We start from the raw sequence: 13,647 nt of genomic DNA on the forward strand, positions 1-13,647 counted from the left end.
CGTCGTGGACGCCCCCCTGCGGTCGAGTCTTCATCACCCGCTTTCATGTGCGCTCGCACAGAACGCCTTCGAAGATCGCAGCCAGCGTGCTCACGTGGTCTGCGGACATCACGCTGTAGTGATCCGCGTCGATGTCGTGGACACGGACCGCCTTGGCGAAGGCCCCGATTCCGCGGTCGGCGGACTCCCGTACCTGCCGCGGGTAGGGGTTCTCCGCTTCGTCCGCCGTGGCCCTGACCAGGTCGACAACCAGTTCCGACCGTGCCGGGCGGTAGTCACTGAAGGCTTTCAGGGTCCCGGCCAGCACCCGCAGCATCCCGGCCTCCGTCTCGCTGGGGAGTCCCTCCGGCACCAGCCCGTGCCGGCGCAGCGTGCCCACCGCTTCCTCGGGGGTATCCCCCGCGGTGTCCTCGGGGCCGTCCCCGTACCAGGAGTCGATGAGGACCGTGGCCAGCGGAGCACGTCCACGGCGGTCGAGCGCCGCGGCGAGTTCGTAGGCGACGTTGCCGCCGAAGGACCAGCCCATCAGCACCAGTTGCCGTGAGGCGGCCAGTCGCTCGACGACCGGAAGGTAGACGGCGATGAACTCCTCCACTGAGCTGGGAGTCCTGGCATCCGACTCCAGACCGGGTGCCTGCAGCCCGATGAAGGAACAGCTGTCCGTCAGCGCGCGGCTGAGCGGGAGGTACGGCAGCGCGGAACCCGTGGCCGCGTGCACGCCGATGACCAGCGTCCCTTCCTTTCGTGGCGTCAGCGGCACGACGATGTCCTGCTCACTGGTCGTCGTCTCGCTGATCCATAGCGCGAGTTCTCGCGGCGTGGGGTGGGCGAAGACCGTCGCCACGGACGGTTTGATGCCCAGGCGCTCCTTGCACACGGCCGTGAGCTTGAGCACTTGGAGGGAGTGCCCGCCCATGGCGAAGAAGCCGGTGTCGGGATCGGCAGTCGGGATCTCAAGGACGCTTTCGAAGACGGCACATACACGAGCCTCCAGCGATCCGTCGGCCGGCTTCGGCCTGCTGCCCGTGTCCCCCGGCCGTCGCCCGGAACCCGCCGTCCGCTGTCTCTCCTCCCAGACCGCCGTCAGGGCGGCCTGGTCCGTCTTGCCGTTCGGAGTGGTGGGGATGGCCTCCACCTCCACCAGGGCGGAGGGGATGATGCTTCGCGGCAGCCAGTGCTCCAGGTGTCTGCGCAGGGCGCGCGGGTCCGGTGCGGCATCCTCCACCGGCACATAGAAGCCGATCAGTTTCTGTTCGGGTCCGCTCCCCACCGCCAGCACGCGTGCGGCGGCGACCCCGGCCGACGCCAGCATCGCCTGCTCGATCTCCGCGGGTTCCAGACGGATACCTCTCAGCTTCACCTGCCGGTCGCTGCGGCCGAGGTATTCCAGCTCGCCTCCCGGCAGTTGCCGGCAGACGTCCTGGGTGTGGTACATCCGGCCGCCCGGCACTCTGCTGTAGGGGTCCGGGAGGAACTTCTCCGCCGTGGCAGCGGGACGGCCCTCGTAGCCGTCGGCCAGCCCCAGTTCGCCGGCGATGTACAGCTCTCCAGGCATGCCCACAGGGACCGGCCGCAGGTCGGCGTCGAGCACGTACAGGCGTACGTAGGGCAATGGGTGGCCGATGGGCACGGTCCCCGTGGCCCCGGGCCGGGCGAGGTGGTAGCTCACCCCGCCGGCCTCGGTGGGCCCGTACAGATTGATCAGTTCGGCTTCGAGCTTCCGGTGGGTCAGGGCCACCAGCCCCGGCTTGAGCTCCTCACCGGCGGACAGCACATGGCTCAGTGAAGGGCAGCCGGCGGCGTCGAGCTGCCCGAGGAAGCTCTCCAGCATCGAAGGGACGAAATTCACCACGTTCACTTCATGCCGTTGGACGAACCGCGCGAGATAGCTCGGGTCCAGGTGGCCGTCGGGCTCCGCCACCACGATCGTGGCCCCGTGGTGGAGGGGCCAGAAGAGCTCCCACACGGACACGTCGAAGCCGTAGGGCGTCTTGAGAAGGAGGCGATCACCCGGGCCCACCGGTATCAGGCCCTGGAGCCAGTCGAGAAAGGCCAAGGACGCGTCGGTGGGATAGGCAACGGCCTTCGGCCGTCCCGTGGACCCCGAGGTATGCAGCACATAGGCCGTGCTCTGCGACGACAGCGCGTCGCCGGCGGCGTCCGGAAGAACATCGGCCGCCGCGTCCGGATCCGCCAGGTGCTCGGTGCGCACGACCTCCCATGGCCCGTCGGGGACCTTGTCAGCGGTCGCGCCATGGGCCACGACATGGGCGATCTCCAGAGTCGACAGCATGCCGTGGAGACGTTCCTGCGGGGCCGAGGGGTCCAGGGGGACGTAGGCCGCGCCGATCGCGCACACCGCGTGCAGGGCGGCAACCATGTCGAAGGAGCGCCGCATGAGTACGCCCACCCTGTCGCCGGGCCGTACACCGCGCTCGTACAGGCCGGCGGCGAACCGCTCGACTCTCTCCGACAGTTGCGCGTAGGTGAGCGTCCCCTCGTCACCGAGGAGCGCCACGGCGTCCGGTGTCCGCCGCGCCTGCTCTCCGAAGGGCTCGCTGAGGGTCCGGTGGGGCACCGTCGGCCGGGGCGAGGCGGCGGGCGGGACGACCGTCTCCTCGTCATGGGGACCGGTCAGTGCGTGCGCCGCCAGTTGGGCGTCCGGCCGGCCGGTGAGCGAGCGGAGCAACTCCAGGTAGGCGTGGACGAAGCCGTCCACGAACGCCGTGTCCGCCGATTCGAGGAGCCACTCGGCCTGCCCCTCGATCACACGGCCCGTCTGCTCGAGTGAGAGCGTCAGGTCGAATTTGGCCGTGCCGGTGTCCAGATGTGTGGGAGCCACCGTCCTGCCCTGCCACCGCAGCTGTCCGCCCGGAGTGTTCTGCCAGGCCAGCATGGTGCGGAACAACGCGCTCTGCGAGGTGGTCCCGCTGAGGCCGAGGAGTTCGACGATGCGGTCGAACGGCGTGTCCTGGTGGTCCTGCGCTTCCATGACCGTGACGTGCACCCGTTCCAGGACGTCCCGGAACGTCCGGGCGCCGGCCAGCTCGGTGCGCAGCGGGAGTGTATTGACGAAGAAGCCGACGACCTTGTCGAGGCGCGGGTCGGGGCGTCCCGCGAACGGTGTGCCGACCACGACATCGTCCATGCCGCCCACCCGTTGCAGCAGCACCTTGAACGCGGACAGGAGGACCACGAAGGCGGTCGTTCCGGCCGACGTGGCGAGCCGCTCCAGGGCGGAGACCGTGGAGGCCGGGACGACGAAGCTCATCAGCCTGCCGGTGGCGTGATCCGACGGCCGGCCCGGGGCATCGTTGAACGGAGTCACCGCGGCCGGGGCGCCGGACAGCTTCTCGGTCCAGTACGCCTCGTCCTTGGGATCGAGCGACTGCCCGGGGTTGTCGGCCACCCAGTCGAGGAACCGGAAGGACGGAACCGGGCCGGGGCTACCGCCGCCCAGCAGGGTGCCCAGCTCTTCGAGAAGGACGCCGACGGACCAGCCGTCCACGACGATGTGGTGGAAGCACAGCACGAGGTGCCAGCGGTCATCGGGAAGAAGGACGACCGCGCACCGGAAGAGCGGCGCCTCGTCCAGCCGAAACGGACGCTCGGCGTAGTCCGCGGCGATCCGGCGTGCCGTCCCGTCGGGGTCCGCGTCCGCGGACGGCGCCCGCAGGTCGTGCCAGACGAGGGGAACGCCCTCGCCCGGCACGACCTCCTGCCGGGGTTCACCGTCCTGCTCGGTGAAGCGGCAGCGCAGCACACTGTGCCGGTCCTGCACGATCCGCAGGGCGTTCCCAAGGACGTCGGGGGACGGTGTCCCGTGCAACTCCGCCATCAGGGCGATGTTGTGGATGGCCGTCCCCGGCTTCAGCTGTTCGAGGAACCACAGCCGGCGCTGGGCGGCCGACAGAGGCCCCACGGTGTGCGTTCCGGCTCCGGCTCCGGGTGCCGTCCGGCCCAGCCCCCGCGCGAGCAACTCGGCCACCAACTGCTCGTGGCGGGAGGCGGATCCGGTGAGGTGCTCGCTCATGCGCCGTTCTCCTCCAGCAGTGCGGCAGCCTTCTTGTCCAGGGCGGCCATCACCATCCGTGCCTGTCCCTCCACCGTGGGGGCGTGCATGAAGTCCCGGACCGACAGCCGGATCTCGAACGAGGCCTTGAGCGCCGCCAGTACGCGCGTGGTCTGGAGCGAGTTGCCGCCCAGGGCGTAGAAGCTGTCGCGACGGCCGATTCTCCCCATTCCCAGCACCTGCGACCACACAGCGGCGAGATGAGTCTCCAGAGGCGTCTGCGGTTCCTCCCAGGGCCTCTCCTCCTCGAAATCGGAGGGCCGCGGTTCGGGCAGCCGGTTCCGATCGATCTTTCCGCTCGCCGTGCGCGGCATTTCGCCGAGGTGGACGAACGCGCTGGGAACCATGTACCAGGGCAGGCTGGCCGCGGCGTGGCCGGCGAGCTCCGCGCGCCCAGCCTCCCGCCCGACGGTGTAGGCCACCAGGCAGAGGTCACCGCCCGGTCCGGGACGCGCGATCACCACGCAGGAGGTGAGGGCAGGGTGGTCCAGGAGAACGCTCTCGACCTCACCGGTCTCCACCCGGCAGCCCCGGATCTTCACCAGGTGGTCGCCACGGCCCAGATAGACGATCTCACCGGTGGCGCGGCGCCGGACCAGGTCCCCGGTGCGGTAGAGGCGTTCGCCCGGCCGTGCCGGGTACGGGTGGGGAACGAAGCCCTGTGCGGTGAGACCCGGCCTGCCCACGTAGCCGCGGGCCAGGCCGTCCAGGCCGGCCACGCAGAGCTCGCCCGGCACATCGTGGGGAACCAGCTCCTGCGACTCGTCCATCACATAGAGCCGGTAGGCACCCACCTGCGTGCCGATGACCGACAGTTCGGGGAAGGAGTCACCGTCGCCTTCCCATACGGCGACCTCGGAGGTCTCGGTCTGGCCGTACTGGTTGTGCACGGGCACGCCGAAGTGCTCCACAGCCCGCTTGATCAGGGCGGCCGAAGCCGCCTCTCCGCTGAGCGCGACCCACTGGAGGTGGGCGTATTCCTGCGGGGCGACTCCTTCGAGATAGACCTCCAGCATCGACGGCACGAAGTGTGCCAGCACGACGGGGTGCTGCTGGAGGAGGTCCGCGATGTGCTGGATGTCGGACTCGGCTTCGGCATCCGCCATGACGACGGTCGCACCGGTCATGAGGGGGAGGAAGATCTCCCAGATCGCGACGTCGAAGATGAGCGGCGTCTTGTGGAGCACCGCCTTCCCGCCGCCCAGCGCGTAGCGGCGCCGCAGCCATTCCAGCCGGATTCCCGCACACGCGTGATCGATGGCCACGCCCTTGGGCCTACCGGTGGAACCCGAGGTGTAGTAGACGTAGGCCAGGCCGGACGGATCAGTGGTGCGGACAGCCGGGACGGCGTCCGGAACCGGTTCTGATCCCGGGACGAGCAGGGGTGCCAGGCCGTCGACCAGGTCGAGGCACTGCTCGTCGCTCACGACGAGGGCGAGCGAAGCGTCGTCGGCTATGCCGGCCAGGCGTGCCCTCGGCAGCCGCGGGTCGAGCGGCACGAACGCCCCACCGGCCTTCAGTATCGCCAGCAGCGAGACGATCTGCTCGACCGAGCGCTGCATGCACACACCGACGACGGACTCCCGGCCGATGCCCCGTGCGGCCATGACGGCAGCCAGTGCGCCGGATCGCCGGTCCAGTTCGGCGTAGGTGGTGTGCGCTGTGCCCGCGACGATCGCGGTCGCGTCAGGGGTTCGGGCGGCCTGTTCCGCGACGAGGCCGTGCATGGTCGCATCGATCCGGTAGGGCTCCACGCCCTGCGCGGTGTCCCGGAGGATTCCGGCCCTCGTCTCCTCCGAGAGCAGCGGGGCTTCCCCGACGGGAAGGGCGCCGGAGACTGGCGCCCTGCGCAGCAATTCGCCGAATGCCAGGCCGAATTCCTCGGCCCAGTCGGCGTCGAAGGTGTCCGTCGCGTATTCGAGCTCGCAGCTGAACGTGTCCGACTCCCTGACGAGGGACAGCGTGAGGTCGAACTTTGCCGTTCCGTTGTGGACCTGCACCGGCCGCGTCGTGCAGCCGGGCAGGGAGAGAGCGGTTGCCGACTCCGTGTTCTGCATGACGAAGACGGAGTCGTACAGGGGGTTCACATCCGCGCTCCGATGGGGTGCGACGACACCCACAACCTCGTCGAACGGCAGTTCCTGATGGCTCAGTGCCTCACGCATGCGCTGCACGACGCTCCGGACCACATCCGTGAGCGAGGTTCCCTTGTCGAACTCGGTGGGAACGACCACGGTGTTGGCGAAGTAGCCGAGTATCGACTCGCTCTCCGGGGTCGTCCGGCAGGCCACCGGCACCCCCGTGCTCACCATGTCATTGAGCGAGTAGCGGTGCAGCAGCGTCTGGAAGGCCGCCAGCAGGACGGAGAACGGCGTCGCCGAAGCCAGGGAGGAGACCTCCTCGACCGGTGCGGCGGGAACACCGAACCGGTGTACCGCACCCGCACGCGGACCGTCGGAGCCGTGGTGGCGACGCGGGTGGATGGAGAGGGGCGGGTACCCCTGTGCGAGCGCCCCCGTCCAGTGGTGACGGGATCGCCGCGCCTCGTCGCCGGACAGCCAGTCCTCCTGCCACTGGACGTAGTCCGCGTACTGGTGGGCCACGGCGGGCAGGGCCACATCGGCGCAGGCGGCGTTGAGATCGCCGAAGAAGATGTCGAGCGACCACGCGTCGATCACGGCGTGGTGGAAGACGAACAGGAGTCCATGACCGCCGTCCGCCAGCGCGTAGAGGTGGACCCGCAGCAGCGGCGCACGGGAGAGGTCGAAGGGCCTGCAGGCGTCCTGGTGCGCGGCATCGAGGAAATCGTCGACGGACTCCGCGGTCCCGCGCTCGACCACGATGGGTGACGGTTCGGATATCTCCTGGCGAAGGCCGTCGGCGTCCACGACCAGCGCGGTGCGGAGCGCCTCGTGGCGTTCGACGACCCGGGAGACACCGCGCTCCAGAGCCCCGGCATCCAGCGGGCCGTCGATGTGGAAGGCCACGGGCACGTGGTAGGCAACGGTGCTCTCGTCAGCTTCCGCGAGGAACCAGAGCCGGCGCTGCGCCGCCGATGCCGGGGCACGGTCGGCCGTCCTTCTCCTGGGGAACCCGGCCGCGGACGGTGCCTGCCGGAGCCGGTCGAGCAGGGACAGGGGTTCACTCATAACGGTATCCCGGGGGAATCGAGGTTCTCGAACCGTTGCTCGAGGACTGTGGCGATGGAACGTACGGTGCCGGCCGTGAAGAACTCCTCCACGGTGAGGTCGAGCCCTGTCAGCCGGCGTAGCCGACCGACGAGTTGAACCGCTTTCAGGGAGTTGCCGCCCGAGTCCAGGAATTCCTGATCGATCGACACCGGTGACCGGCCCGTCACTCCCGCCCACACTTCGGCGACGGCGACGTGCAGTTCCGAGGCACCGTCCATGGACCCGCTCCCGGCCTCCGCATCGAGCGCGGGTACGGGCAGGGCGTCACGGTCCAGCTTGCCGTTGCGGTTCACGGGGAACTCGTCCAGTACCACGTAGTGCGACGGCACGGCGGCCGCCACGAGGGTCTCGGAGAGAAGACGCCGTGCGTCACCGGGGCTGAAGGCAAGGTCCGTCAGCACATAGGCGACCAGTTGTCCACCGGTCTCGTCGGAGACGACCTTGACGGCGGCCTCCCGGACGCCCGGCAGCTTCCGGAGAGCGGCTTCCACCTCCCCGGTCTCGATGCGGTTGCCGTGCAGCTTCAGCTGGCTGTCGGTCCTGCCCAGATACAGCAGTCCGGCCTCGGAGTCATTCCTGACCCGGTCACCGGTCCGGTACATGCGCTCACCGGGTGAGCCGAACGGGTCCGGCAGGAACCTCTCCGCCGTGAGGACGGGCTCCCCCAAGTAGCCGTGCGCGAGGTTCCCGTCGCCCCCCAGGAAGAGCTCACCGGCCTCACCGTCGGGAACCCGTGTGAGGTGCTCGTCGAGGACGTAGGTACGGAACCCCGGAATGGCCTTCCCGATGGGCGTCGAGGCATGGCCGTGGTTCTCCCGGTAGGTCCACCAGGTGCACTCGCCCGACTCCGTGGGCCCGTACTGGTTGTCCACCCGGATACCCAGCTTCCGGTGCACAGCCTCCGCCAGTTCGGGGGAGAGCGCCTCCCCACTGGCGAACAGATGACGGAGCGAGGAGGTGAACTCCGCCACGTCCTTCTGGTCGAGGAAGATACGGAGGACCGACGGAACGAAATGGGCGACAGTGATCCGCTCGTCCCTGATCAGTGCGGCCACTCGCGCCGGATCCCTGTGGTCTCCCGCGGAGGCGAAGACCAGGGTGGCACCCACGGACAGCGGCCAGAAGAACTCCCAGAACGATACGTCGAATCCGTACGGTGTCTTCTGGAGCACCCGGTCGCCCGAGCGGAGGCCGTATGTCCCCTGGAGCCAGCGGAGCCGGTTCACCGCGCCTGCGTGGGGGTAGACAACCCCCTTGGGTTTCCCGGTCGATCCGGAGGTGAAGAGCACATAGGCGGCAACGGCGGGAGAGACCGCGCCTCTTGGCGCCTGCCGCCGAGCCGTGCGCTCACCTGCGGACACCTGCTCCACTCCGAGGTCCGCCCAGTCGCGCTCGGCTCCCGCACCGCCGGTGAGCACCAACCGGGCACCGGACGTACGCAGCATGCCCCGCACCCGGGCGTCGGGCAGTTCCCGCTCGATCGGTAGGTACGCCGCACCCGCCTTGAGGATGCCCAGCATGCCGGCGATCAGGTCGAACGACCTCGGGCAGGCGACCGCCACGACGTCGCCCGGCAGCACCCCCTTGCCGGCGAGTACCGCGGCAATGCTGTCGGAGGCCCTCCGTAGCGAGGAGTACGAGTGGTCCATCCCCTCCGACCGCACAGCCACGGCTTCGGGAGACCGCGTCGCCCGATGGTCGAACAGCTCGTGCACACAGCCCGGTCCGACATCATTCATCGAGAATTCCCCCACGGCACCGGCCCTCACCGCGCGCTCTTCGGACGCATGTCCGTCCACAGCTCCTCGATACGGTCCAGACATTGGGCCCTCTCCGCGGGCTCGCCCACCACCGTCCAGCCGTCCGGAACTCGTCGACCGGCGCGCCAGATCGAGTACTGCTCTTCACCATTGCGGACAACCACATATGCGCTGGGGTTTTCCATCATCCCTCGTCCAAGTTCCGGTCAGTTGCCACTGAGGAGCGCTTCACTGCTGGTGTATGCGGGCCACGAAGTCATGGTGCTCGTCACCCGCACTCTCACGGAGAACCGCCATGGCACGCTTCCGGTCCTCGTCGCTCCGGTCCTGAGAGAGCTTGAACCGGCCGGTCAGCGATTCGATGTCCAGCTCGAACCCCACGATTCCACCGATGAGCTTCTCGATACGCGAGTCGTTCTTGTCCAAGCGGTACGCGTCCTCCGACCGATCGGCCGTCTCACTGATGCCGGCGAGACCCGAAACAACCTGGTCCTGGTTCTCCAGAACACGCACGTGACCCCGCACATGGACAGCTACATAGTTCCAGGTCGGCAGTTGGTCCGTCGTGTAGGTCCTGGGCGATATATAGGAATTCGGACCGTGGAACACGGCAAGCACTCGACGGCCGTTGAGATTCGGGACCTGCGGATTCCCGACGTCGAGATGACCGAACAGAACCCCCTGCTCCCCCCGTTCCCTGTCCAGGATCAGCGGAAGATGCGTCGCGAACACCTCGCTGTCCTCGTCCGAGGAGATCAACGTCGCGAGCGGGAAACGCTCCACGGTTTCCAGAAGGGCTACATTATCCGTCTCGACATGCCGGGCCGGCGGGTACTCCATCTCGTCCGCCGGGGGTACTTCCGAACTCTTCCGCACTTCTTCAGCGATCTCGGCGGACCGGAAGGGCAGGAGCGAGAGCAAGGTGTCGCCAATACCGTGCGACGACTCCGCGAGTCCCTGGAAATAGATGCCTGCCGTCAGTTCCGGTGCACTGTCCGCCCGGTAGGCACGACTGACCAGGAAATCACCTGATCCGTTCCGCCGCAGATGCGGGATGACATCCCGGAACATCTCGGGATCGAGCTCGCGGTGATAGCCGGTGGCCAGCACGAGGCCGTCCAGGTTCAGGCTCCGGCTGCCCTCCGGGCCACCGACGGTCACATCGATTCCCGTCGAGCCGGCGTCCGCCGACAGCAGCCTGCTGGAACGGCAGAGAGTGAGCCGCGGCACATTCCCCCGGACCCGATCCTCGTAGCCCATGCGATACAGGTCTTCGATGAGGTCGAGGTCCACGACGCCGTAGTTGGTGCTGCGCGCCCCCGCCAGCCGAGCCGCGCGGTCATGGGCGGTGAAGTGGTCGTCGACCTCGGCGGAGAAGAAGACCTCGTTGCTGTACGGGCTGTCGTCCGCAGGCCGGAAGGAGTACCCGGGAAGAATCGCGTGGATGCGGCTCAAGGGGTACTTCGCGAGGATGTACTCAATGATCTCCGCGGCGGACTGACCGCCGCCGACCACGGCGAACGACAGATCCGCCGAGCGATCGGGGAAGCTCTCCGGGAAACGCTCAAGAAATTCCGCGGTATGAATGACACGCTCGTCGCGCGGAACCACACCTTCGATCCGGTTCGGCGTTCCCCCCGGGGCGTACACGACGTTGCGCGTCTGATAGGTGACGTACTCCCCCGAATGCGCGAGTTCCGCACTGACCGTGAAGCTCCGCGCCATGCCGTCGATGCCGAAGTCCGGACTGACCGAGGCCACACGCGCCCCGAAGACAGTCTGGTGCTCGAAGTGCCCCGCCACCCACCGAAGGTAGTCCTGGAATTCAATACGAGAGGGATAGAATTCCCGGAGATTCGCGAACTCCTCCAGGCGATCCTTGGCCTTGAGATAAGCAAGGAAGGAGTAAGGGCTCTCCGGATTGCGCAGCGTCACTAAGTCCTTCAGGAAAGAAATCTGCATCCGGGCGCCGTCCAGCAGCATTCCCGGATGCCAGGCAAGTCTCTCTCTGGCCTCCAGGAAGAGTGCTCTCGGCGGGTTCTCCGTCTCTGTCATGGCAGCAGCCAGCGCCACATTGGACGGGCCGAATCCGATCCCCAGCAGATCGAGCATGGACCTTCTCCTCAAGAATTCGGAAAGTATCGTGGTCTGTACAGCTCAGTGAAAGTTGGCGTGGCGAACAGAAGGCAGCCCGAGGGCACAACGCGTCATGGTGGTTCAGCTATTCATGCCAGATGCGTGCGCAGTTGCGCAATCTTTTGAATCCGGCCGGCGCCGGCACCCATGAATGAGGGTCCATCCACCCTTCGCCACCAGCGATCGAGTACCGCATGAAGGCCTGCGAAGACCTGAGACCCATCAACTCGGAAAATACTGCCGAGACACCGCGCCCGCATTCACCCCGGTACACATGCACCGACAAGCATGCACGCTTCCCCCGCTCCGGAGCATCCCAAAGTACTGGGACCGACTGCAAATTATCGTGCCGGTGCGAATCGCACAAGCCCACCCCCATAACCACTTTTTGATACAACGAAGCCGATCTGGTGTCAACCATGACCTTCCGAAGCTTTAGCCGACTTCGACGGGACCGATCGGTGCGCTCCGGCCCGGTCGATCACCATCCACGTGTCCTATTGAGAGCCCACTACTACCGCCGGACACATGACCAGTGCCTTATCGGACAACGTTCTCCCTGTCCGCGACCTCGCGAAAGCATTCGTCGGCGGCGCTTTTCCGCCAGATGATGCAGCGACCGACCAGGCTTCCGCTCCTTGCAGCTGGTGTGGCCGATGACGCCGAGAGGGAAGCGACACAATGCGGCGACCAGGAATTCGCCCGGCCGCACCGGGCTCCGGACGAGAACGGCAGGCCGTGCTCAGCCCTCTTCTGCTCGGTCCTGGCCGAAGCTCTCAGCCGTCGGCGCCGGGTGCGCCCGGCAGGTCGCGGAGGCCGCGCAGCGGCGCCACGAGCAGGAATCCGCCCGCGGCCACCAGCGCGGCGGTGACGACCCACATCGTGGGGCGTGCGCCGAACAGGGAGGCGAGAGAGCCGCCCAGGAGGGCGCCGAGCGGGATGGTGCTGTAGTTGAGGAACAGGGTGGTCGCGGTGACGCGGCCCAGCAGCTCGGGCGGACAGTACGCCTGCCGGAAGCTGACGATGATGACGTTGCAGGCCACAACCCCGGCGAGCATCACGGCCGTTCCGGTCGCGAAGAACACCAGCCCGGTCCCGGGCCCGGTGAGCGAGGCCAGCAGGCCGAAGGGCGAGGCGGCGAACTGGATGGCCAGGAGGGCGCGTGCCGTGCCCAGGCGCTCGGCGAGCCGGCCGGCCACGAGACCGCCGAGCACCCCGCCGAGACCGCCGCAGGAGACGAGCCAGCCGAGCGTGTCGGAGCCGACGCCGACGGTCCGCACGAGGAAGACGATCTGGACGGCCTGGAGGCCGGCCATCGCCAGGTTGACCGCCGCGCCGAACGCGGTGACGGCCCGGACCCACGGATTGCCGACGACGAAGCGCAGGCCGTCGGCGATCTCGCGGCTCAACCGCCGCCGGGGTGCCGGGACGGGGCGCGGTCCGTCGGAGCGGATGGCCATGAGGCAGAGCGATGACACCACGAAGGAGACCGCGTCGAGAAGCAGCCCCGGCACACTGCCCACGGTCCGGGCGATCAGCCCGCCGAGACCGGGGCCCGCCACCCTGGCGGTCTGATCTCCGGCCTGCAGCTGCGCGTTGCGCGCCATCAGGTCTTCCCTGGGGACCAGTTGGGGCAGATACGCCGAGTAGGCGGTGGAGAAGAAGACGGAGGCGGCACCGGAGATCAGGGCAGCCCCGAGCAGGTGCCCGATGGTCAGGGCTCCCAGCCACCAGGTGACCGGCACGCTCGCGAACACCGCCGCGGAGACGGCGTTGCACACGAGCATCACCCGGCGCGGCGCGAGACGGTCGACCCACGCGCCGGCGGGCAGGCCGATGACCAGCCACGGCAGCCATGGAGCGGCGGTGAGCACACCCATCACGAACGGTGAGGCGTGCAGAGTGGTGACGGCCACGAGCGGCAGCAGGACGGACGTCACGCTGGTGCCCAGCTTGCTGGTGGTCTCGCCGATCAGCAGCAGCCGGAAGTTCCGGTGGGGCCGCCGGTCCTGGTCCTTCGCGGACTGCGCGGCGGAGGGCACGGCGGATTCCATCAGGGGCCTCCGGACTTCGACAACCGACTGATTTCTGACGCGCCACGGAGCAGGTGCGGTGGCCGCTGGTTCGGGCTGGAGCGTACAAGTTCATCGCCCCGGAAACCAGGGCGTCCTTTTCCCACAAAGACAGCTCACGGGGTCGACCTCGTTCATTGCCAACGAACGGTGCCCGTGGGAAGGTCGGCCCGGACGACCCATCCGTTCAAGGATGATCGCGGTCATTTCCTGGTCTCTGTCATCGAGGATGACCAGCACTCCCTCCGGCCCTCGGAATTCGTGTTCCGGGCGGGTGGACGCGGCATTCGGAATGCGGCCGGCGAGCCCGCGCACCGCGACGGACATGGCGCCCGCACTGGCGACGGCCCGCTCCGATGGCGCCGCGAGCGCCCCCGGTCCCTCCGCCCCGCCCCACACCGGCCCCCCTTCCCCCG

Annotated in this window: 6 protein-coding genes; all 6 read right to left on the minus strand. The window is 68.2% G+C overall.

What is annotated here, in order from left to right:
* Nucleotides 1–43: 43 nt before the first annotated feature.
* On the minus strand, nt 44–4,033 hold the full coding sequence (locus tag ABT170_RS26880; RefSeq protein ID WP_351871514.1) for a non-ribosomal peptide synthetase: 3,990 nt from the start codon (nt 4,031–4,033) through the stop codon (nt 44–46).
* Entirely contained in the window at nt 4,030–7,221 is a 3,192-nt protein-coding gene (locus tag ABT170_RS26885) for a non-ribosomal peptide synthetase (RefSeq protein ID WP_351871517.1), read from the minus strand. The genes ABT170_RS26880 and ABT170_RS26885 overlap by 4 nt, the downstream gene beginning before the upstream one ends.
* Nucleotides 7,218–9,002: a non-ribosomal peptide synthetase gene (locus ABT170_RS26890; protein WP_351871520.1), complete on the minus strand. Its 1,785-nt coding sequence runs from the start codon at nt 9,000–9,002 to the stop codon at nt 7,218–7,220. Before ABT170_RS26890 ends, ABT170_RS26885 begins: the two co-directional genes overlap by 4 nt.
* 26 nt (nt 9,003–9,028) lie before the next feature.
* Nucleotides 9,029–9,208 (minus strand): MbtH family protein, encoded by a 180-nt coding sequence (locus ABT170_RS26895; protein ID WP_329944478.1) that lies wholly within the window; start codon nt 9,206–9,208, stop codon nt 9,029–9,031.
* 43 nt (nt 9,209–9,251) lie between these two features.
* On the minus strand, nt 9,252–11,135 hold the full coding sequence (locus ABT170_RS26900) for a SidA/IucD/PvdA family monooxygenase (RefSeq protein ID WP_351871524.1): 1,884 nt from the start codon (nt 11,133–11,135) through the stop codon (nt 9,252–9,254).
* Nucleotides 11,136–11,935: 800 nt separating this feature from the next.
* Nucleotides 11,936–13,213 carry an MFS transporter gene (locus tag ABT170_RS26905; protein WP_329944476.1) on the minus strand — a complete coding sequence of 426 codons (1,278 nt, stop codon included), beginning with the start codon at nt 13,211–13,213 and terminating at the stop codon, nt 11,936–11,938.
* Nucleotides 13,214–13,647: the final 434 nt, after the last annotated feature.

Source organism: Streptomyces sp. NPDC001787 (assembly GCF_040297465.1).
Taxonomy (GTDB): domain Bacteria; phylum Actinomycetota; class Actinomycetes; order Streptomycetales; family Streptomycetaceae; genus Streptomyces.

Bases quoted from the DNA above. Each gene is read 5' to 3' on its own strand.
- ABT170_RS26890 (WP_351871520.1), bottom strand. From the start codon at position 9,002: ATGAATGATGTCGGACCGGGCTGTGTGCACGAGCTGTTCGACCATCGG.
- ABT170_RS26880 (WP_351871514.1), bottom strand. From the start codon at position 4,033: ATGAGCGAGCACCTCACCGGATCCGCCTCCCGCCACGAGCAGTTGGTG.
- ABT170_RS26900 (WP_351871524.1), bottom strand. From the start codon at position 11,135: ATGCTCGATCTGCTGGGGATCGGATTCGGCCCGTCCAATGTGGCGCTG.
- ABT170_RS26895 (WP_329944478.1), bottom strand. From the start codon at position 9,208: ATGGAAAACCCCAGCGCATATGTGGTTGTCCGCAATGGTGAAGAGCAG.
- ABT170_RS26885 (WP_351871517.1), bottom strand. From the start codon at position 7,221: ATGAGTGAACCCCTGTCCCTGCTCGACCGGCTCCGGCAGGCACCGTCC.
- ABT170_RS26905 (WP_329944476.1), bottom strand. From the start codon at position 13,213: ATGGAATCCGCCGTGCCCTCCGCCGCGCAGTCCGCGAAGGACCAGGAC.